Below are 20,843 nucleotides of genomic sequence, written 5' to 3' on the forward strand. Positions count from 1 at the left end.
GGTCCTGCCGGTCCGACGGGTGCGACGGGTGCGTCCGGTACCAATGGTGCCGATGGTGCGACTGGTCCTGCCGGTCCGACGGGTGCGACGGGTGCGTCCGGTACCAATGGTGCCGATGGTGCGACTGGTCCTGCCGGTCCGACGGGTGCGACGGGTGCCTCCGGTACCAATGGTGCGGACGGTGCGACTGGTCCTGCCGGTCCGACGGGTGCGACGGGTGCGTCCGGTACCAATGGTGCGGACGGTGCGACTGGTCCTGCCGGTCCAACGGGTCCGACGGGTGCGTCCGGCACCAACGGCACCAACGGCACCAACGGTGCCACCGGCGCCACTGGCCCGACGGGTGCCACCGGCCCGACGGGACCTGTTGGCCCGTCCGTGCAGGCCAACAGCAACGCCACGTCTGTGCCCGCCGGGGGCAGCACCACGGACATCGTGGCTGTGTGCCCTGCCGGAACCGTGCTGACCGGGGGAGGTGCGGTGAGCCAGCTGCAGAACCCGGACATCATCTGGACCGCGAGCTACCCGGACACCGCCACCAACACCTGGCACGTCTCCGCATACAACAACGGTGCCACCGCGCAGACCGTCCAGTCGTACGCGGTCTGCATTCCTGGCACAGTCGGTCCGTGACGTAACTAGTTCCAAGGGGAATGGACGGGAACCCGCTCAGGGTTCGGGACAGTCCCTGTGATCGCTGCCGCAGCAGATGAAGGGTCTTCTGCTGCGGCAGCTCCATGTCGTTTCCGTCGAGTTCCACAGCCCCCGAGTTCCCATCCGGCGCGACCGCGCCGGCGCACGCCGGCCGCACTTCTCCGAAGCGGCCGGCTCGGGTCTCGGGGGCTGTCGGGTCTATTGGGACAGCTGAACTTCCGGCACTCTTGGGTCCGTTCGACCCGGATTGCTGTCCCCCCGTACCCCGGTACTCCACTCGGATTCGACTCGGAGGATGACCGCGCATGCGCTCGATACGCATCGCCCTGCTGGGCCTGGTGGCCCTCGTCGCGGGAATGCTGACCGCGACCCCCGCCGCCGCGGCACCGAACTTCAAGGCGCCGTTCCCCTGCGGCCAGACCTGGACCTACAGTCATCACTCGGCGGAAGTAAGACAGGCCGTCGACTTCGTCCGCACCGACGGCGGCGCCACCGCCGGCACCCCCGTCCTCGCCTCGTCCGGCGGGACAGCTCACCGCTACTCCCAGCCCAGCGGTGCGGGCAACTACATCGCCATCGACCACGGCGGCGGCTGGCAGACCTACTACTTCCACCTCGCCTCTTACTCCGTCGCCGACGGCGCCTCCGTCTCCCAGGGCCAGCAGATCGGCGTCACCGGCTCCACCGGGAACAGCAGCGGCGCCCACATCCACTACGAGCAGCTGTACAACGGCGTCGGTCAGACCATCGCGATCAACGGCCAGTCGCTCGCCCCGTACCCTGGCTCGTACTACAGCAAGTACCTGACCAGCGACAACGGCTGCGGAGGTGGCGGTGGCGGCACGTACTGGGTCGACACCTTCGCCGACGCCACGGGCTACGCGGCAGCCGGCACGGGCGACGCGCAGGGCGTCCTCAACGCGGGCACGAACTATGTCTACTGCAAGGTGTGGGGCGCCCAGGTCGGCTCCGGCTCCAGCTACAACCACTGGTGGCTGAAGACGGACCTGGACACGGTGTACGCGGGCAAGAACGGGCGCGGCGCGTATGTCTCGGCCTACTACCTGTCGCGCTGGGGCAACGACGAGGCGAGGGACAACAACGGGACGGTGATCCCGGACTGCTGACCGGCACGCCTGGCCGATGCCACTCCCGTCCACCGGTCGAGGACGGACGGGAATGGCATCCGGCGTCGCGGCCACATGCGAAGGAGACGGCTGCTTCCTTCACATGCGTGCCGTAGTCCGATGCCGCAAGCCCCCCGTCAGAAGCGGCAGTGTCCGCTACGCCTTGCTGTTGTAGTGCGTGATGTCCCAGTGGCTGCCTTCCCGTGCGTAGACGTTGCCGGCGGGGGACTTGTACAGAGCGGCCCCGTCGCTACGCTTCCCCGCCTTGGCGAACTTGCGCGTGATGTAGTCGTTGACGCACGAGATCTTGGTGGAAATGTCCGTCTTGTATCCGTTGCGATGGCTGTACGTGCCGGCGCTGTGGCCCTTCTCGGTGCCGCCGGTGACGATCACCTTGCAGCCGCTGGCCTTCTTGAAGGCGATCGTGCCCGCGATGGTCGCCTTGTTGATCTGGGTGAACGACGTACACGATTTCTTGTTCCAGTCGGAGCAGTTGCCGCTGGATGTCCAGGTGATGCCCGCCTTCTCCAGCTGGGCGGCGGCATCCGCGTGCCGCGCGTACTTCGCCGGTGCGGCCTGCGCGGTACCGGCCACCAACAGGACCGAAGCGGTAGCGGCGATCACCGTGCGGGCGGACAGAAGTCCCATGCGCTTCAAGATGTGCTCCTTGTCTGTCTTGCGAGTTCGAACGCTGCTCGGCTGTGCTGCTTCCGAGCGCGGGAAGCCTGCCCAGGGGCGAACGACCTGCGTATCCACCCTTCAGGTGAAAGGGGCGCGTCGAAGTGGACGTCGTCCCGCCTGCCGCCGCGAGCCGCCGGTGTGCACACCCCGGTTCCTGCACCGCGACTTCCACCCGGGATGAGCTTTGCCGAGGAGTACACGGGCGCGGGCGGGCGGTTGGCCGCGAGCGGTGCGGACCACCTGTACCGGCGGCTGCCGGACGCGCCGGCCCACGCGCCGGACGCGGAGAAGGTCGCGGTGCCGTGACGGGAACCGGGGCGGACCGATCTGACGCCCGAGGTGCTCACGGCGCGTCTGGAGGGCTGGGTGGAGTGCCTGCTCGACCGGCTCGCCTGATCGGCGGTCATCGCCACGGCGCCCCAACGTGACGTCGCTGTCGGGCAGTCTGCGGCCCTTCCGGCGATGCGTCGCATGATCCGAAGGAAAACGACCCTCCGGTTTCGTACGCAGGGTCAAACGCGGCGTGTCCCGGGGTAAAGGGGCGGTCATGTCTGTATAGATATACGCGTCTTCATGAAGAGGGCAGTTCTTCGCGTTCTGTGCGGCGTGAGCGCTGTCGTCTTTTCCGCAAGTGAGCGCTGTACGTGGTGTTTCCGTATTCGTCGCATCAGCGAATTGCTGACTCGCCGATCCGCATGCCCCTGATTCGTCCACCGGTGTCTCGGTGTCTCGGTGGCTCCCGATCCCGGTGGTGCCGGATTCCGCATTACCTGGGACTGCTTCGTTCAACGCCTATTTCATAAACGGAATCGCTGAACCGCCGATTCGGCGCATCGGCGATGCGCCGGACACCGGTTCACGAATAAACGACTCATTGGCAATGAGGCGCTGTGCGTTACGGAAGTGCGTTGAGGGAAGAAGTTCGATCTCCGGCAACGACTCCTCTCGTGGGTATTTACGACATGTATTCGGCGTCCGTCGTGGGCCCGGCACTACGACGGATTCTTCGTGTCCGGATTCGGCTTCGCCGCCTCCCGCTACGGGCTCTCCGGCATCGGCTCCATCGCCTGGCCGGACATGGTCGCCTTCGTGGAGCGGCTGCGGCCGGCCTTCCCCTCCTGCCACCTGCTGGCCGGCATCGATGACGGCTACGTCGATCCCGAGGTCACCCGTCGGACGGGCTCATCGGCGCCGGGCGCCGCTGCTTGGCCCGGCCGCCAGGCCGCCCGGTTCGCGCCCGCCTCTTGTCTGATGTGACGTCAGGTACGACGATGGCCCCCGCGCGCGTCAGGTGACGATGCGTCAGATCCCTTCGGGAAGGAGGCCGTCCGGTGCCGATACTGTCCACCGGGCCGCTGTCGTACGGGATGCAGCTGCCGATCCAGTCGCAGAGCACCATCTACGCGGAGGGGTGGGAGGCCGCGGCCACCCCCGCCGACCTCGCCGAGATCGCCCGCACCGCCGACCGTACCGGCTTCGCCTACCTCGCGAGCTGTGACCATGTCGCGATCCCGCGGCGGCTCGCCGGGGTCATGAGCACCGTCTGGTACGACCCGGTCGCCACTCTCGCCTTTCTCGCCGGGATCACCGAGCGGGTCCTGCTGATGAGTCATGTCGCCGTCGTCGGCCTGCGGCACCCGCTGGCCACCGCCAAGCAGTACGCCACCCTCGACCACCTCTGCGGCGGCCGGCTGATCCTCGGGGTCGGGGCCGGGCACGTACCGGAGGAGTTCCAGGCGCTCGGGGCGGACTTCGAGGGGCGGGGCGGGGTCCTCGACGAGACCATCGACGCACTGAAGGCGGCGCTCGGTCCCGAGGAGTTCCCGGAGTTCGCGGGGGAACGGTTCTCCTTCGCCGGGCTCGGGCAACTGCCGCGCCCGGCCCAGGAAAGGGTGCCTCTCTGGGTGGGCGGCTCCTCGCCCGCCGCCGTGCGCCGGGCCGCGGTGCGGGGGGACGGCTGGCTGCCGCAGGGTGATCCGCGGGAGAGGCTGCCCGCACAGATCACCCGGCTGAAGGAGCTGCGCGAGGAGGCCGGGGTCGAGGCCCCGATCGTCATCGGTGCGATCACCGAGCCGCTGTACGTCGGTGAGCCGGAGTGGTCCGTCGGGCGGCGCACCCTCACCGGAAAGCCGGATGCCGTCGCCGAGTCGCTGCGTGCGTACGGGGCCATGGGCGTCCACCAGATCCAGGTGCGCTTCCGCAGCCGGAGCCGCAGTGAACTGACCGACCAGATGGCGGCGTTCGCCGCCGAGGTCGCACCCCATCTCGACAGATAGGAGTCAGGCCATGGGCAAGCTGGACGGGCGGGTCGTGCTGATCAGCGGCGCGGCGCGCGGACAGGGTGAGCAGGAGGCGCGGCTCTTCGCCGCGGAGGGCGCGCGGGTGGTGATCGCCGATGTGCTCGACGAGCAGGGCGAGGCGCTGGCCAAGGAGCTGGGGGAGGACGTCGCGCGGTTCGTCCATCTGGATGTGAGCCGGGAGGACGAGTGGCAGGCCGCCGTCGCCGCCGCGAAGGACGCCTTCGGAAGGATCGACGGACTGGTCAACAACGCGGGGATTCTCCGCTTCAACGAGCTGGTGGCCACACCGCTGGAGGAGTTCCAGCAGGTGGTGCAGGTCAACCAGGTGGGCGCGTTCCTCGGGATCAAGAACGTCGCGCCCGAGATCGAGGCCGCGGGCGGCGGGACCATCGTCAACACCGCCTCGTACACGGGGCTCACGGGCATGGCGTTCGTGGGCGCGTACGCCGCCACCAAGCATGCGGTGCTCGGGCTGACCAAGGTGGCGGCGGTGGAGCTGGCCGCGAAGGGGATACGGGTCAACGCCGTCTGCCCCGGGGCCGTGGACACCGCGATGACCAACCCGGCGGCGCTGGACCCGACCGCGGACCCGGAGGAGTCCAGGGCTGCGGTGGCAGAGCTGTACCGCAAGCTCGTACCGCTGGGGCGGATCGGGCGGCCCGAGGAGGTGGCGGCGCTGGCGCTCTTCCTGACCTCGGACGACTCCTCGTACATCACCGGGCAGCCGTTCGTCATCGACGGGGGCTGGCTGGCGGGCGTCAGTCTGTTCTGAACAGGTCTGACGATGCGTCAGCTATTGACGGGTGCGAGTGCCGGTGGAACAGTCGGACGCATCGCAATCTGACGGTGTGTCAGAAATGAATGAGGACGGTGAACCCCCTTGGAATTCGGGCTCTTTGTACAGGGGTACGTGCCCGCCGCACGGGCCAAGACCGACCCCGGGGCAGAGCACAAGGCGCTGATCGAGGAGACCGAGTACGTCATCCAGGCGGACAAGTCCGGCTTCAAGTACGCCTGGGCCTCCGAACACCACTTCCTGGAGGAGTACTCGCATCTCTCGGCCAACGATGTGTACCTGGGCTACCTCGCACACGCCACCGACCGCATCCACCTCGGATCCGGCATCTTCAACCCGCTCGCCCCCGTCAACCACCCGGTGAAGGTGGCCGAGAAGGTCGCCATGCTCGACCACCTCTCCGAGGGCCGCTTCGAATTCGGCTCCGGGCGCGGGGCCGGCAGCCACGAGATCCTGGGCTTCATGCCGGGCATCACCGACATGAACCACACCAAGGAACTCTGGGAAGAGACCATCGCCGAGTTCCCCAAGATGTGGCTCCAGGACGAGTACGCCGGCTTCCAGGGCAAGCACTGGTCGCTGCCGCCGCGCAAGATCCTGCCCAAGCCGTACGGGAAGTCGCACCCGGCGATGTGGTACGCGGCCGGATCGCCGTCCTCCTACGCGATGGCGGGCAAGAAGGGGCTCGGCGTGCTGGGCTTCAGCGTGCAGAAGGTCTCCGACATGGAGTGGGTCGTCGAGTCCTACAAGACGGCCGTCAAGGAGGCCGAACCCGTCGGCGACTTCGTCAACGACAACGTCATGGTCACCTCCACCGCCATCTGCGCCGAGACGCACGCGAAGGCCGTCGAGATCGCGGTGGGCGGCGGGCTGAACTATCTGCAGTCGCTGCTGTTCCGCTACCACGACACGTTCCCCCGGCCCGAGGGCATCCCGGAGTGGCCCGAGCTGCTGCCGGAGTACTCCGAGGAGATCATCGAGCTGCTGATCGCCGAGGAGCTGATGATCTGCGGTGATCCGGACGAGGTGCTGCGGCAGTGCAAGCGGTGGGAGCAGGCGGGGGCGGATCAGCTGAGCTTCGGGCTGCCGATCGGGATGAGCCGCGAGGACACGCTGAACTCGATCCGGCTGATCGGTGAGCACGTGATCCCGGAGATCGACACGGACCCGGTGCACCGGACCTCGCGGTTCCGGGGGGCGGCGGGGGCGTAGGGGGCGCAGGGGTGGGGCGGGGTGCGGGTTCGGTGTGCCTGCGGCGGGCGTTGTCCCCTGCCCGCCCCTTCCCAAAACCGGGGCTCCGCCCCGGACCCCGCGCCTCAAGCGCCGGCGGGGTTGGATGTCGCTCTGCCCCGGACCCCTGCGCCTTAGGCGCCGGCGGGGTTGGATGTCGCTCTGCCCCGGACCCCTGCGCCTCAAGCGCCGGCGGGGCTGAATGTCGCTCCGCCCGGACCCCGCGCCTCACGCACCGGCGGGGCTGATTTCACCCCGCTGAAACACCGGCGGGGCCGAGAACAGCGGCGTCTTCCCGGACCGCCGCTCCGTGGAGCCGGGGTGCGTACCGCGGCCGTGCGCACCCCGGCTGCACACCCACAATCCCGCGGCGGGACACACAGAAGGGAACCCCCGTCATGCTCGACCACCTCATCCGCGGAGCGACCGTCGTGGACGGCACCGGCGGACCCTCGTACCCGGCCGACATCGGTATCCGCGACGGCCGCATAGCCGTCATCGCCGAACCGGGCACGCTCGCCGAGGGCGCCGTCAGCACCGAGGACGCCACGGGCCTCGTCCTCGCCCCCGGCTTCGTCGACCCCCACACCCACTACGACGCCCAGCTCTTCTGGGACCCGTACGCCACACCCTCCATGAACCACGGCGTCACCACCGTCGCCGGGGGCAACTGCGGATTCACCCTCGCTCCGCTCCACCCCGAACGCCCCGAGGACGCCGACTACACCCGCCGCATGATGTCGCGGGTGGAGGGCATGGCCCTCAAGGCGCTGGAGGAGGGCGTCGACTGGAGCTGGTCCAGCTTCCGCGAATACCTCGACGCCCTCGAAGGACGGATCGCCGTCAACGCCGGATTCATGGTCGGGCACTGTGCCCTGCGCAGACACGTCATGGGCGCCGACGCGATCGGCGGGCAGCCCACCCCCGAACAGCTCGGCGCCATGCTCGCGCTGTTCCACGACGCGATGGACGCCGGAGCCTGGGGGCTGTCCACCACTCAGTCCTCCACCCACTCCGACGGCGACGGACAGCCCGTCGCCTCCCGGCACGCGCTCCCCGAGGAGCTCCTCGCCCTCGCCCGCGCCGTCGGCGAACACGAAGGCACCCAGCTCGAAGCGATCGTCGCGGGCTGCCTCGACCAGTTCTCCGACGAAGAGATCGAACTCCTCGTCGACATGACCGCCATCGCGGGCCGCCCACTGAACTGGAACGTCCTCACCATCGACGCCGCCGTCCCCGAACGCGTACCCCGCCAGCTCGTTCCCAGCGAACGGGCCCGCCGGGCCGGCGGCCGGATCGTCGCACTCACCATGCCGATCCTCACCCCCATGAACATGTCGCTCGGCACCTTCTGCGCCCTCAACCTCATCCCTGGCTGGGGCGACATCCTCGCCCTCCCCGTCCCCGAACGCATCGCACGGCTCCGCGACGCCGGCACCCGCGCCGAAATGCTCCGCCGCGCCGACAGCAAGGAGGCCGGCGTCTTCCGCCGCCTCGCCGATTTCGGCCGGTACGTCATCGGGGACACGTACAGCGCGGCCAACGAAGGACTGAGCGGCCGCGTCGTGGGTGACATAGCCGCCGAACGCGGGCAGGACCCCTTCCACTGCCTCGTCGAGATCTGCGCCGACGACGAGCTGCGCACGGTTCTGTGGCCCATGCCCACCGACAACGACCCCGACTCCTGGGCGCTGCGACGGCAGACCTGGGAGCACGAGGACGTCATGCTCGGCGGCTCCGACGCGGGCGCGCACCTGGACCGGATGTGCGGCGCCCCGTACACCACCCGCTTCCTCGGCGACTGCCTGCGCCGACGTAAACTCCTCCCCCTCGAACAGGCCGTCAAGATGCTCACGGACGACCCCGCCCGACTCTTCGGGCTCCGCGACCGCGGCCGCATCGAGGAGGGCTTCCACGCCGACCTCGTCCTCTTCGACCCCGAACGCATCGACGCCGGGCCCGCCACCCTCGTACACGATCTGCCCGGCGACAGCCCCCGTCTCGACTCCAAGGCCATTGGCATCGTGTCCGTCCGCGTCAACGGCGTGGAGACCCTGCGCGACGACAAGGTGACCGGCGCGGTCCCCGGTACGGTGCTCCGCTCCGGCCGCGACACCCGGACGGTGAGCACCGTATGAGCGACAGGAACCGGCGACTCTTCATCGGCGGCGAGTGGACCGAACCCGACCACGGCCACTACGAGGTGATCAACCCGGCCACCGAGGAGGTCGTCGGCCTCGCCCCGGAGGCGAGCCGCGAGCAGGTGTACGCGGCGGCGGCCGCGGCCCGCGAGGCCTTCGCCACCTGGTCCCGCACCCGCCCCGAGGAACGCGCCGCGATCCTCGACCGCGCCGCCGACCTGATGCAGCGCGACCTCACCGGCAACGCCGCACTCGCCCAGGCGGAGAGCGGCGCCACCACGTCAACGGCCAGGGCCATGCAGGCCGCCGTCGGCGCCGCCCGCTTCCGCCGGTACGCCAGGGGCGCCCTGGAACCGGTCGAGGAGGCGATCGCACCACAGATCAACGAGGCCGGGCCGATGGGGCGGGCCGGTGTCTTCGGGGCGCTCGCCGTACGCCAGCCGGTCGGCGTCGTCACCTGCATCACCTCGTACAACAACCCCTGGGCCAACCCGGCCGGCAAGGTCGCCCCCGCACTCGCCATGGGCAACACGGTCGTCGTGAAACCCGCGCCGCAGGACCCGCTCTCCGTCTACCGGATGGCCGAGGCGCTCGAAGAGGCGGGCGTCCCGGCGGGCGTCGTCAATGTCGTCACCGGATCGGGCTCCGGGGCGGGCGAGGCCGCCGTCGACTCTCCGGACATCGACATGGTCAGCTTCACCGGCTCCACGGCCGTCGGACAGCGCATCGCCGAGGTGTGCGGGCGCTCCATGAAGCGGCAGTTGATGGAGCTGGGCGGGAAGGGGGCCGCCGTCGTCCTCGACGACGCGGACCTCGACTCCGCGGTGGCGGGCATCGGCACCACGTTCTCCTTCTACAGCGGCCAGATCTGTACGGCCCCGACCCGCGTCCTCGTACAGCGCGCGGCCCACGACGCCCTGATCGAGAAACTCATCGCGTACGCGGGTCACCTGAAGGTGGGCGACCCGACGGACCGGTCCACGGTCGTCGGCCCGGTCATCTCCGCCGCCCACCGCGACCGCATCGAGTCGTACATCGAACTCGGCCGGAAGGAGGGGGCGAGGATCGTCACGGGCGGCGAACGTCCGGCCGGACTCGACCGGGGCTTCTACGTCGCTCCCACCCTCCTCGCCGACTGCACCAACGACATGCGCGTCGTCCGCGAGGAGATCTTCGGCCCCGTAGTCGTGGTCGTCCCCTTCGACGACGAGGACGAGGGCATCGCACTCGCCAACGACAGCGACTACGGACTGATCGACTACGTCTGGTCCTCGGACGTGGCACGCGCCTTCCGGGTGGCCCGGCAACTGCGCGCCGGCGGGGTCGGCGTGAACACCATCGGGCGGAACATGGAGGCCCCGTTCGGCGGGTTCAAGAAGAGCGGTGTCGGGCGCGATGTCGGCTCGTACGCCCTGCACGCATACAGCGAACTCCAGGCGATCGTCTGGCCGGGCTGAACCGGCACACCCCGTGGGTGTCCGCTGAGCGGACACCCACGGGAAAATTTTGAACCACCACAAAGCGGACAGTGCTGCGATTCTCGTACGGCACTGCGATCGGGTATTGGCCTTTCATTGGCAGGTCTCGATCGTTGATTGCCTTCAATTAATTTCCGCGTGTCCCTTCTGTCACCCGAAATTCAAGGATGAGGTTCCGGAGTCTCAGCCTCCGAATGTGGATATCGCAGCGCATAACGTCCTCTTCATGACACAGCTGGACGCGCGGCCGCAGGCCGGAGACCCGGTACGGGGCACCGCCCCGGCCGACGGCGGTGTACGCGGCAAGGGCCTGGGCGGGAACTCCGTCGGCCTGATGGGCAGCGCCGTGATCGGCATCTCCACCGTCGCCCCCGTCTACTGCCTCACCTCCACCCTCGGCTCCACCGCGGGCGAGGTCGGCGTGCAGATGCCCGCCGTCTTCCTGGCCGGCTTCCTGCCGATGCTGCTCGTCGCATTCGCCTACCGCGAACTCAACAAGGCCATGCCGGACTGCGGCACTTCCTTCACCTGGACGGTGAAGGCATTCGGCCCGCGCCTCGGCTGGATGTGCGGCTGGGGCCTGGTCATCGCGACGATCATCGTCCTGTCGAACCTGGCGGGCGTCGCCACCTCGTACTTCTGGCTCCTGGCGGGCGAGATCACGGGCAGCGGTTCGATCGCCGCCCTGGATGACAGCAAACCCGTCCACATCCTCACCTGTCTGACTCTGATCGCGATCGCCACGGCGATCAGCTACCGGGGGATGACGGCCACCAAGGGCATCCAGTACGCCCTGGTGGGCCTTCAGCTCGTCGTCCTCGCGCTGTTCGTGGCGATGGCCGTGCAGAAGGCGAACAGCGGGGAGTTCGCCTCGTCGGTGGACTTCTCCTGGTCCTGGCTGAACCCGTTCGCGGTGCAGTCGTTCGCGGCGTTCACGGCGGGTCTGTCGCTGTCGATCTTCATGTTCTGGGGATGGGACGCCTGTCTGACCGCCAACGAGGAGACCGTCGGCAGCGAGAAGACGCCCGGGCGCGCGGCCCTCATCGCGATGGTCGTGCTCGTCGGCTCCTACCTGGCGACCGGTGTCGCCGCCCAGATGGCCGTCGGCTCCGGCGGATCGGGTCTCGGCCTTGCCAACCCGGACACCTCCGACAACGTCTTCGCCGCACTCGCCGGCCCGGTCATGGGCCCGGGCCTCGGCGTCCTGCTCTTCATCGCCGTGCTCGCCTCCGCCGCCGCGAGCCTGCAGACCACCTTCATCCCGGTGGCCCGCACGGTCCTGGCGATGTCCACGTACGAGGCGCTGCCCGCCTCGTACGCCCGTGTCCACCCGCGCTTCAGGACCCCGGGGAAGGCCACCGTCACGGCGGGCGTGGCGACCGGCGTCTTCTACACGGTCATGACCCTGGTCAGCGAGCACGTCCTGGTCGACACGATCTACGCGCTCGGTCTGATGATCTGCTTCTACTACGCGCTGACGGCGTTCGCCTGCGCCTGGTACTTCCGCGCCGACCTGACCCGCTCCGTCCGCGACCTGGTCTTCAAGGGCCTCTTTCCGGTCGTCGGCGGCATCCTGCTCACCGCGGTCTTCGGCAAGACCCTCTACGACATGTGGGATCCGGCGTACGGCTCCGGCTCGTCGGTCTTCGGGGTCGGCTCGGTGTTCGTGATCGGTGTCGGACTGTTGCTGCTCGGTGTGGTGCTGATGCTGGTGATGCAGCGCCGCAGCCCGGCGTTCTTCCACGGCGAGGTGCTGACGAGGGAGACTCCGGCGCTGGTCGTGGAGGACTGACGGCCGGGGCTTTTGGCTGAGACCCGGACAAGCTGTGGACCGTGCGTACGGCTACCCGCCCACGCGGGCTGCCAGCCGGCCCAGGACCCGGCGGCCTGCGTGGGACACGCCGAGTGGGATCAGGGCCGCGCGGCCCGGGAGGCGTACGCCGCCCGTGAAGGCGACCAGGGTGTGGCCGGGGGCGGTGGGGGACGGGGTGGCCGCCATGCCGATCAGGACGAAGCGGCTCTGGAGCCAGAGCCGGCCGGGACGGCGTACGCCGTGGAAGCGGGCGTGCATGCCGTAGCGGCTGCGGGCCACGGCCTCGATGCGGTCGCCGTCCGCGCGGGTGAGCTTCAGGCGGCGCATGTCGGGGACCAGCCGGGACAGTTCGCCGTCGATGTCGGCCAGCAGCGGCTGGACGGTGGCGTAAGGGGCGGGGATCTCCCGAGTGGTGACGCGGGCGCCGCGGACGCCCGCCGCGAGGGCGTGCAGGCGGCGGTCAAGTCTTCAGCGACCCGGCGCACCTGCGGATCGTCGTCGAGCCGGATGCCCGCAACGACAAGGCCGTCGCGCGGTTGGTCCGGGCGGGCTTCGAGCTCGGCCCGGAGATCGACAAGCCGGAGAATCGGGCCCGGCCGGCGTTCCTGAGCCGGGCGGCCGCCGCGGGGGTGTAAGGGGGCGCAGCGGGCCGACGGGCCGGGGCGGTGGGCCGCTCCCTCAGGCCCGCGCTGCGACGTCGTCCACGACGTGCTTGTCCAGCGCGGCGCGCACCAGGGCCGCCGCGAGCACGGCCGGCCCGCGGTCGTCGGCCTCCTCGGCTTGCTCAGCCTGCTCCGCCAGCCGCGCGAGCTTCGCCGGCGAGGCGGGAAGCCCCAGCTTCTCGGCACCCTGGAGAGCCTTTCCGTCCAGGAACGGTGCCGTCTCCGGCCACACGGCCTGCACCTCGCGTACGAAGATGTCCGCACCGGCCGGGCCCATGCCCGGGGTTCTGCGCAGCCCGGACCGCAGGATGTCCAGGTCACCGTCGGCCTCCTTGCGCAGCCGACGCAGATCGCCCCCGTACTCGACCAGCAGGAGCTCCGCCCCGTCGCCGAGCTGGGTGGCGGTCCGTTCGTCGTAGCGTCGGTAGCCGCCCTCGCCCAGCGCGTCGACACGCTGCTGCCATGTCGACCCGATCATCCGGTCCGGGGACCGCATGCCGTGGGCGAACAGCGCGCGCGCCGCCGCCACCGCCACGGACGCCCGGATGCGGGCACTCAACAGATCGCTGAGCACGAGGAGTTGGTACAGGGGCTGCGGTGTGTTCCGCAGCCGGATGCCGGCCTCGGCGGCGTAGGTGGTGCCGTAGCGGCTGAGAAGGACCTCAACGGTCCTGCGGGCGGTCACGAAGGTCCGCCCCCTTCCTCGGCTGCGACCTCCTGCAGGGTGCGCCCCGTACGGGCCGAACGTGCCCGGTACGGGTCCGGTGTGTCCGGCCCGTCATGGGTGGCGCGCCCGTCCTTGGCCTTGATCAGCAGCCATATCTCCTCGCCCGGGGCGTCGTTCGCACCGCCTCCCTTGAAGCGGGTGAGGGCGAACTCGCCGTGCAGCTTGGTGCCGTCGAGCCAGAAGGTCGCGTGCCCGTCCTCCAGGGACTGCTCGAACGGCACGGGCGCGCCCCAGCGGTCGTGGCTGAGCGGGCGGTAGGTGCCCTGGTCCCAGACGATCACCGTGCCGCCGCCGGACCTGCCCTTCGCGATGACTCCCTCGAATGTGCGGTACTCCAGCGGATGGTCCTCCGTGGGGACGGCCAGCCGCCTCTCGCGCGGGTTCTCCGAAGGTCCGCGCGGCACCGCCCATGACTTCAGCACGCCGCCGACCTCCAGCCGGAAGTCGAAGTGCATGCGCCGCGCCTGGTGGATCTGTACGACGAAACAGGGTGCCGCACCCGTCCGCCCGCCGTCGCCGCGTGGCTCCGCGGTCGCGTCGAAGTGCCGTTCGCTGCGGTGGTCCCGGAGCCGGTCGTCGCTTTCGCCGGTCACATCCATCCGGACACCTCCTCCGGCAGGCCCGCCCGGTGTCCCCCCTTCCACTGTGACGCTCCCGGCCGTGAAGCGCACAGGGGCGGGGTGCGTCGGCACGGACGGCAGGTATGTTGAATTCAATATCTTGACATCGAGACGACTTGCCGGCGAGCCGCCCCTCGGCCGCGTTGCCCGGTGCGCACCCCCCGTCCGGGACCGTCCTGCAGCTTCCCCTCGCCCGAGGAGGGTGCTGAAGATCCTTGGCCGGGCTCGCGACGCCCGGCACGCACATCTGCGGCGTTGCCGAAACGCCCTGATAGCTCCTTCCCCGAGCTCTCAGCTTCGTTCGAGCAGGGGAGACCCCATTCGAGGACGCTCCGGCGCCTTGCAGCTGCACGCACCGAACGCCGCTCCCTGATCCGGCCAAGATCTTCAGCACCCTCCGAGGCCGCGTACCCGCCGGCCTCGGGCCCGCTGTCCGGCGTGCGCTGTTCGTCCATGCGTCGACGAACGTGCCGGAAGCCGAAGGCCTCACGCGCCGTTCGTCTGCCCGGACTACGGGGTCACTGCGTGCGGTAGGCGTCGACGACGGTCTGGGTGAGGGTGTTCCCGGCCGTGTCGGTCAGCTCTGCGCGCAGGGAGACGCCGGTGCCCGCGCGTGGGTTGCGGACCGTCACGGCGCCGTTCTCGACCGGGACCCGGGTCCACGAGGCTCCGCCGTTCACGGATACCGAGACTGCCAGCGAGCGGATGCGTCCGTCCGAGGCGGCGCCCTGCACGGTGACGGGGACACGGAGTGCCGTGTCCGCCGCTGCGGTGCCGGTCGGGCTGAGCGCGGGCGAGAATCGCACGGCGCTCACCGGCACCGGGGCCGGACCGGCCGTCGTGTCCGAGGTGAAGGTCCACGACGCGGTCACGCGGGTGGCGGTGCCGGGCGCACCGCCGCGCTTCACCGTGCTGGTGACGCGGTACGCCGCGCGCCCCGCCGGCACGGTGAACTCGGCTCGTCCGGGGGCACCGGACTGCGTCCCGACGAGCACCCCGTTGCGGTGCAGTGTGGTCGACGCCGCGCCGTACGGCGGTGACGACGGCACGTGGCCGTCGCCGTCGGCGAGCAGCGGGACATCGACGGCAAGCCGGTTGCCGTCGCGCACGACGCCGGGGCGGTCGGTGAGGTGGGGGCCGAAGACGGCGTTGTCGAAGGTGTGCGTGGTCGTGGCCCCGGCGCGCACGGCGATGCCGTTGGCGCTGTAGCGGTTCGCTGCCGTGCCCGGCTCGGCGGGGGCCCAGTAGGTGACGTCCCAGGTGCCGCGTTCGGGTGTCACGAGGTAGGTGGTGGTGCCGGGGGTCGTCAGTTTCTGCGTGACGCCGATGGTCGGTCCGGCACTCGGTATCAGGTCGATGGTCGCGGCGCCCGCGGTGCCCGGCCGGGCCGCGCCGCGGATCTGCACCGTGGCCAGGTCCTTCGCGGAGGGGTGCCGGGTGAGCCCGGTCAGGGCGCGGGTGCCGGTGAAGGTGTAGCCGAGCGCGTAGCCGGTGGCCCCGGTCGTCCAGTGCGAGTCGTACCACTGCTTCACCGAGCCGGGTTCGGCGGCGGGGCCCAGGTGGGCGACGCGCAGGTTGGGAGCGGCGACGACCCGGTTGATGAAGCGGGTGGTGCCGCCGTGTGTGACCTCGGCGAACATCCCGCCGTTCAGGAAGCCCGCGGCGCGGTCGGGCGGAGTCACGTCGACGGGGGCGGTGGTCCGCGCGTCGACGGTGACGGTGGTGTCGTGGTCGAGGTCGAGGCGCGGTTGGACGATCCAGTCCATCCCGTCCGCGCCGTTGCCGGCGGTCAGGAAACTGTCCAGCAGGTAACGGCCCTTGGGCAGGCGCACGGTGGTCGTGCCGGAGGCGTCGTGCGGCTGGACGGACTCGTCGGCACCCGCGCCGGAGATCCCGGTGACGGTGGTTTCGTAGTCCCCCGTCGAGCGGCCGGCGCGGTCGAGGTGGTTGATCGTGAGGGCGTACGTCTCCGGCTCTGCGGCGAAGGCCGTGGTGTCCCAGGCCGGTGTCGCGCTGCCGACCAGGGCGACGGCGAGAGCCAGAGTCCGCAGGACACTCCGGCGGGATACGCGGGATACGGAAGAACTGTTCATGACGTGCACTGCGCTGCCGGGCGCCGGCGTTCCCGTGAGCCGCGTCACACCGCGCATGGAGTCGCGGCCCCGGGCGGCATATGTGGCGCACGTCACCGGAACCGGCGCAACGGACGCGGCAGAGCAGAGTGTGGAAACACTCATGAGGAATCGCTTCCGCCGCGGAGACCGCGACGCCCTGGGGGAGCTGTACGACGAGCACGCCCAGGTGCTGTACCGCTATGCGCTGCGGGTGACGGGCGACTGGGCGGAGGCCGAGGACGTCGCCTCGGCGACCTTCCTGGAGGCATGGCGCAGCCGGGAGAAGCTGCACCCCGACGGGGACAGCCTGCGCCCATGGCTGCTGGGAATCGCCACCAACATCATGCGACGCAACGCACGCGCACGCCGACGCCGCGAGATCGCGCTCGCCCGCGTCCCGGAACGCGGCTCCATTCCGGACTTCACCGACGATCTCGTCACGCACCTCGCGGATGCCGAGCAACTGCGCGCCGCGCACACCGCACTCGCCCGCCTGCGACGGCGCGACCGGGAGGTCTTCACCCTTGTGGTGTGGGCCGGCCTGGACTACGCGGCCGCGGCCGCGGCACTCGGCGTGCCGGTCGGCACCGTCCGCTCACGCCTGTCCCGCGCCCGTACCCGGCTGCGCGAACTCACCGACGCCGAAGTCCGCGTCCCACGCTCGCAAGCCACGCGGGCCGGAGCCGAACGGCCCCCCGCGGCGGAAAACCGGGAACCCTCCGCCACCCCCGACAAGCCAGTACCGGGCCGCTTCCCCGCGGCCCGGTCGTTGACCCAGGAGAACCACGGATGAACACCACCCCGCGACGCTCTGCGCACCACCGGTCCGAGGAGACCGAACGCCACGCCCTCACCGACCTGCTGCCCCCGCCACCGGTCCCCGGCCTGGGCCCCGACCGTGAACTGCTGCTGAAGGAGGCACTGCTGCGCAAGGCCGTCGTTGCCGGATCGCCCGACTTCACCGCCCCGGCCTCACGCCCGCGCCGGCGTCCGGTCCGGTTCGTGGCGCCGGCTGTCGCCTGCGCCTTGGCGGTCGGCGGCGTCATGGTGGTGAACCTCGCGGACACCCCCGGGCACGGAACCACCGCGGTCAAGGACGGCAGCGCCACCGGCGCACCCGAGGCGACACAGCTCCTCGAACGCATCGCACTCGCCGCCGCCGGGACGAAGCAACCGGCGGTCCGCGCCGACCAGTTCCTCTACATCGAGAGCAAGGTCGCCTACGCCGGGCAGAGCGCCGCAGGAGGCCCCGTGACCATGGCTCCCGCGCACACGCGGCAGGTGTGGTCGTCCGCCGACGGCAGCCGCCCCGGCCTGCTGCGCGAGGAGGGCGAGCCCGACAGCCGGCTCGGCGACGACGCACCCGTCTACCACCTCGACGGCCCGGGGGCGACACCCAGGCCGAGCACCCTGCACAAGAAGGGCCCGTCGATCAGCGACCCGACCCACGAGTACGTCGCGTCGCTGCCCACCGACCCCGACGCCCTGCTGAGGCTGATCCGGAATGAGACCCGCGGGCAGGGCCAGGACCCGGACCAGCGAGCATTCACCGCGATCGGCGACCTGCTGGCCGAGACCTGGGCACCACCGCAGGTCAGCGCCGCGCTCTACAAGGCCGCCGCGAAGATCCCCGGCGTCACGGTGATCCATGAGGCCGCCGACGCCACGGGGCGCGAAGGCGTCGCCGTCGCCCGTACGGCACACGGGCAGCAAACGCAGTGGGTCTTCGACCGGACCACGTACGCATTCCTCGGCGAACGCACGGTCCTCACCGAAGCCGGCGACGCCGGCCCGGCCGGGACCGTGGTCGGCACCTCCGCGGTCCTCACCAGGGCCGCAGTCGACCGCGCCGGCGAGACTCCCGCGCCGACGACGGCGTAGCGCGCAGTCGTACGCTGCCCCTAACCCTCCAGGAACACCGGATTGGTGAGCGCCGCCAGTGCCCCCGGCAGCCCCGGCACCGTCGCCGGGTGCCGGACCTCGGCCCGCACATAGGCGGCGTACACCGGCGTCGTACGCCACTCCACCACCCCCGTCCCCGACTCCGGCAGCGTGGCCGTGAACAGCGTGCCCTGGTCGGTGACGAAGCGCGCGGTGCAGCCGGGTGCCCCGGTCACCTCCAGCCGTACGGTGACCGGGGTGTCGTCCCCGTCCACCCGCAGCCGTTCACCGATCCCCGCGTGCAGGCCGCGCCCGCCCGAGGCCCCGAAGGACAGGGTGACGGCGGACGACTCGGCGATGTAGGAGTGCCCGGCCCGGATTCCGGCCGTGATCGCCTCGCGCGACAGCTCGTCGGCGAGGACGACTGTCTGCGGCAGCCCCACCTTGTCCGGCTCCCGGTGCGCGTCGCTGTTGCCCATTGCCGCGACCCATGGCTTCGACGTACGGACCGCCGCCACAAGGGAGTTGTCCCACTCGGCGAGGGCGATCTCGTCCTCCGGGGTGTACGCCCCGTTCCACACCTCCACCGCGTCCGCCTCGCCGAAGCCGAACTTCCAGTGGCAGCCGATGCAGGTGGCGTGCGGATGAGCGGGCACGACCAGACCACCGGCCCGGCGCACGGCCTTCGCATAGTGCCCGAACCGGTTGTCGCGGGCCCGGTAGCGCCAGTCGACGAACGTGCCGGGGTCGGTGGCGAGCGCGATCACATGCCCGTTGCGGGTGGTGACCTCCTCGCCCGTGAGGACGAGCAGATCGTCACCCCACAGCCCGTCCCACGCGCTGTGCGCGGAGTACGTGTTGTGCTCGCTGCTGTTGATGAAGTCGAGCCCGGCCGCGCGAGCGGCGGCGGCGATCTCGGCCGGGGTGCGCTTGCCGTCCGAGTGGACGGAGTGGAGATGGCAGTCCCCGCGGTACCAGGCGCGCCCGCGCCCCTTCGCCCGCTCCGGCGGGTACACGGGCTTCGGCGTGGACCCGGTGGGCCCGAAGCGCAGGGTGATCGTCACCTCGTACGGGAGCCCTTCCGGGGCGACGGTGTACGGCCCGAGGGCGATGTTCCAGGTCCCGGCCCGTACCGGCCCCGCGACATAGCCGGGCGTCGCCTCGTCCGCCCGGATGAAGAAGCTGCTGCGCGCCCCGCCGGACCAGCCCCGGAACCCGCGCCCGCCCAGCTCCGTGCCGCGCTCGTCGAAGATGCCGATGTCGAGGGCGTTGCCCTGGGTCCCGGCGGGGACGGGCGTCTTCTCGTACGTGTACGAGACGGCGATCTCCCGTACCCCGCGCGGTACGTCGACCGGCAGGTACACATAGTCGGGCGACCCGGTCGGCAGGGTGCCGCGCACGGTCCTGGTCCGGTCCGGGGCGTCGTCCCCGGTCGCGGCGTCGGCGAAGCTCACAGTGCCCAACGTCAGAGCGGTGGCGGCCGTACCGACGAGAAGGCCGCGCCTGGCCATCGGGCGGCCGTGGGCGGATTGCGATGCGGACATACGAGTGGCTCCCCGGGGTGTCGTGACTGGCGAGGGGTGACATACCCGACCCTGGCCGGGAGCCATGAACTCCGGGGAAACGGCGGGAGGCACGACCGGGGACCGAACTCCCGGACACTCGGCTTTTGCGCACCGCACGGCATACGTTGAGGCCCTCAGCGGATCACGACGGAGGTTTCCTCATATGCGGATCGCCACAACGATCTTCCTCACCGATGAGACGATCACGCCGCTGCGGCTCGCCCGCGAGCTCGAACAGCGCGGGTTCGCCGGGCTCTACCTGCCCGAGCACACCCACATCCCGGTGAGCAGGGACACCCCCTACCCGGCGGGCGGCGAACTCCCGCCCGAGTACGGCCGCACCCTCGACCCCTTCGTCGCCCTCGCCCAGGCCGCCGCGGTCACCGAACGCCTCGCCCTCGGCACCGGCATCACGCTCGTCGCCCAGCACGACCCGATCGACCTGGCGAAGCAGATCGCCACCCTCGACCACCTCTCCGGTGGCCGCTTCACGCTGGGCCTCGGCTACGGCTGGAACATCGAGGAAGCCGCGGACCACGGCGTGGACTGGTCGACGCGCCGGGACCTCGTCCGCGACCGCATGGCCCTGATGCGTGCCCTGTGGTCGGACGAACCGACGGCGTACGACGGCGAGTTCGGCTCGGTCCGCGCCAGCCACGCGTACCCGAAGCCGGTCCAGGTGCCCCGCGGCCCGGTGAACGGCCCCCGCACCCTGATCGGCGGCGCGGCAGGCCCGAAGCTGTTCGCGCACATCGCCCAGTACGCCGACGGCTGGCTCCCGATCGGCGGCCGCGGCCTGACGGAGTCCGTACCGAAGCTGCGCGAGGCCTGGGAATCGGCCGGCCGCGACCCGAAGCAGCTCCAGGTGGTCCCCTACGCGGTGCTCCCGAGCCCGGGGAAGCTGGCGCACTACGCGGACCTGGGCTTCGAGGAGATCGTCCTGCAACTGCCTCCGGCCGGAGCGGCGGAAGTACTGCGGGTGCTGGACGCGTACGCGGAGTATCTGTAGCCGTGTCCGGGGTGACGCGGCAGAGCGGGCGCGGGCCGCTCGGGC

General features: G+C 70.6%; 18 protein-coding genes and 2 pseudogenes. 14 read left to right on the forward strand and 6 right to left on the reverse strand.

Features of this window, described 5'->3' with window-relative positions:
- The first annotated feature begins 480 nt into the window (after nt 1-480).
- Together ACIPEK_RS30070 and ACIPEK_RS30075 are read left to right on the forward strand one after the other, a co-directional pair.
- Nucleotides 481-633: a hypothetical protein gene (locus ACIPEK_RS30070; RefSeq protein WP_176740255.1), complete on the forward strand. Its 153-nt coding sequence runs from the start codon at nt 481-483 to the stop codon at nt 631-633.
- A gap of 326 nt (nt 634-959) precedes the next feature.
- Nucleotides 960-1,781, forward strand: coding sequence for a M23 family metallopeptidase (locus ACIPEK_RS30075; protein ID WP_402002300.1), 822 nt, complete (start codon nt 960-962; stop codon nt 1,779-1,781).
- 156 nt (nt 1,782-1,937) lie between these two features.
- On the opposite strand, the gene ACIPEK_RS30080 is transcribed toward ACIPEK_RS30075, so the two are convergent.
- Complete coding sequence (locus ACIPEK_RS30080) at nt 1,938-2,429, reverse strand: hypothetical protein (RefSeq protein WP_402002303.1); 492 nt, start codon at nt 2,427-2,429, stop codon at nt 1,938-1,940.
- A gap of 210 nt (nt 2,430-2,639) precedes the next feature.
- Between ACIPEK_RS30080 and ACIPEK_RS30085 the strand changes: the two genes are divergently transcribed.
- From ACIPEK_RS30085 to ACIPEK_RS30120, 8 genes and pseudogenes are all read left to right on the forward strand, one after another.
- Complete coding sequence (locus ACIPEK_RS30085) at nt 2,640-2,768, forward strand: hypothetical protein (RefSeq protein ID WP_402002306.1); 129 nt, start codon at nt 2,640-2,642, stop codon at nt 2,766-2,768.
- A 584-nt stretch (nt 2,769-3,352) separates the two neighbouring features.
- Nucleotides 3,353-3,629, forward strand: a pseudogene (locus tag ACIPEK_RS30090) (carboxyvinyl-carboxyphosphonate phosphorylmutase); the annotation flags it as partial.
- A 200-nt stretch (nt 3,630-3,829) separates the two neighbouring features.
- Entirely contained in the window at nt 3,830-4,738 is a 909-nt protein-coding gene (locus ACIPEK_RS30095) for an LLM class F420-dependent oxidoreductase (RefSeq protein WP_402002491.1), read from the forward strand.
- 10 nt (nt 4,739-4,748) lie between these two features.
- A complete protein-coding gene (locus ACIPEK_RS30100) occupies nt 4,749-5,534 on the forward strand; it encodes an SDR family NAD(P)-dependent oxidoreductase (protein ID WP_402002309.1) in 786 nt (261 codons plus the stop codon).
- Nucleotides 5,535-5,642: 108 nt separating this feature from the next.
- Nucleotides 5,643-6,770 (forward strand): LLM class flavin-dependent oxidoreductase, encoded by a 1,128-nt coding sequence (locus tag ACIPEK_RS30105; protein ID WP_402002312.1) that lies wholly within the window; start codon nt 5,643-5,645, stop codon nt 6,768-6,770.
- 416 nt (nt 6,771-7,186) lie between these two features.
- Nucleotides 7,187-8,926: an amidohydrolase family protein gene (locus ACIPEK_RS30110; RefSeq protein ID WP_402002315.1), complete on the forward strand. Its 1,740-nt coding sequence runs from the start codon at nt 7,187-7,189 to the stop codon at nt 8,924-8,926.
- Nucleotides 8,923-10,386, forward strand: a complete 1,464-nt coding sequence (locus ACIPEK_RS30115; RefSeq protein WP_402002317.1) for an aldehyde dehydrogenase family protein — start codon at nt 8,923-8,925, stop codon at nt 10,384-10,386. The genes ACIPEK_RS30110 and ACIPEK_RS30115 overlap by 4 nt, the downstream gene beginning before the upstream one ends.
- A 247-nt stretch (nt 10,387-10,633) precedes the next feature.
- Nucleotides 10,634-12,199 carry an APC family permease gene (locus ACIPEK_RS30120; RefSeq protein ID WP_402002320.1) on the forward strand — a complete coding sequence of 522 codons (1,566 nt, stop codon included), beginning with the start codon at nt 10,634-10,636 and terminating at the stop codon, nt 12,197-12,199.
- A 51-nt stretch (nt 12,200-12,250) separates the two neighbouring features.
- Here the strand turns inward: ACIPEK_RS30120 and ACIPEK_RS30125 are convergent, their stop codons facing one another.
- Nucleotides 12,251-12,547, reverse strand: coding sequence for a hypothetical protein (locus ACIPEK_RS30125; protein WP_402002323.1), 297 nt, complete (start codon nt 12,545-12,547; stop codon nt 12,251-12,253).
- A gap of 137 nt (nt 12,548-12,684) precedes the next feature.
- Between ACIPEK_RS30125 and ACIPEK_RS30130 the strand changes: the two are divergent.
- Nucleotides 12,685-12,855: pseudogene (locus ACIPEK_RS30130) on the forward strand (GNAT family N-acetyltransferase); the annotation flags it as partial.
- 43 nt (nt 12,856-12,898) lie between these two features.
- Here ACIPEK_RS30130 and ACIPEK_RS30135 read toward each other — a convergent pair.
- From ACIPEK_RS30135 to ACIPEK_RS30145, 3 genes are all read right to left on the reverse strand, one after another.
- A complete protein-coding gene (locus ACIPEK_RS30135; protein ID WP_383067011.1) occupies nt 12,899-13,567 on the reverse strand; it encodes an endonuclease in 669 nt (222 codons plus the stop codon).
- On the reverse strand, nt 13,564-14,208 hold the full coding sequence (locus tag ACIPEK_RS30140; protein WP_402002326.1) for a DNA polymerase ligase N-terminal domain-containing protein: 645 nt from the start codon (nt 14,206-14,208) through the stop codon (nt 13,564-13,566). Before ACIPEK_RS30140 ends, ACIPEK_RS30135 begins: the two co-directional genes overlap by 4 nt.
- Nucleotides 14,209-14,747: 539 nt before the next feature.
- A complete protein-coding gene (locus ACIPEK_RS30145; RefSeq protein WP_402002329.1) occupies nt 14,748-16,322 on the reverse strand; it encodes a serine protease in 1,575 nt (524 codons plus the stop codon).
- 142 nt (nt 16,323-16,464) lie between these two features.
- On the opposite strand from ACIPEK_RS30145, the gene ACIPEK_RS30150 reads away from it, so the two are divergent.
- Both ACIPEK_RS30150 and ACIPEK_RS30155 read left to right on the forward strand, forming a co-directional pair.
- Nucleotides 16,465-17,136, forward strand: coding sequence for an RNA polymerase sigma factor (locus ACIPEK_RS30150; protein ID WP_402002332.1), 672 nt, complete (start codon nt 16,465-16,467; stop codon nt 17,134-17,136).
- Nucleotides 17,133-18,224, forward strand: coding sequence for a CU044_5270 family protein (locus tag ACIPEK_RS30155; protein WP_402002335.1), 1,092 nt, complete (start codon nt 17,133-17,135; stop codon nt 18,222-18,224). Before ACIPEK_RS30150 ends, ACIPEK_RS30155 begins: the two co-directional genes overlap by 4 nt.
- A 20-nt stretch (nt 18,225-18,244) precedes the next feature.
- Here ACIPEK_RS30155 and ACIPEK_RS30160 read toward each other — a convergent pair whose 3' ends face one another.
- Nucleotides 18,245-19,735 (reverse strand): CehA/McbA family metallohydrolase, encoded by a 1,491-nt coding sequence (locus ACIPEK_RS30160; RefSeq protein ID WP_402002494.1) that lies wholly within the window; start codon nt 19,733-19,735, stop codon nt 18,245-18,247.
- A gap of 217 nt (nt 19,736-19,952) precedes the next feature.
- On the opposite strand from ACIPEK_RS30160, the gene ACIPEK_RS30165 reads away from it, so the two are divergent.
- On the forward strand, nt 19,953-20,798 hold the full coding sequence (locus ACIPEK_RS30165; protein ID WP_402002338.1) for an LLM class F420-dependent oxidoreductase: 846 nt from the start codon (nt 19,953-19,955) through the stop codon (nt 20,796-20,798).
- Nucleotides 20,799-20,843: the final 45 nt, after the last annotated feature.

Origin of the sequence: Streptomyces sp. NPDC088246, assembly GCF_044741025.1 — a bacterium.
Taxonomy (GTDB): Bacteria; Actinomycetota; Actinomycetes; order Streptomycetales; family Streptomycetaceae; genus Streptomyces.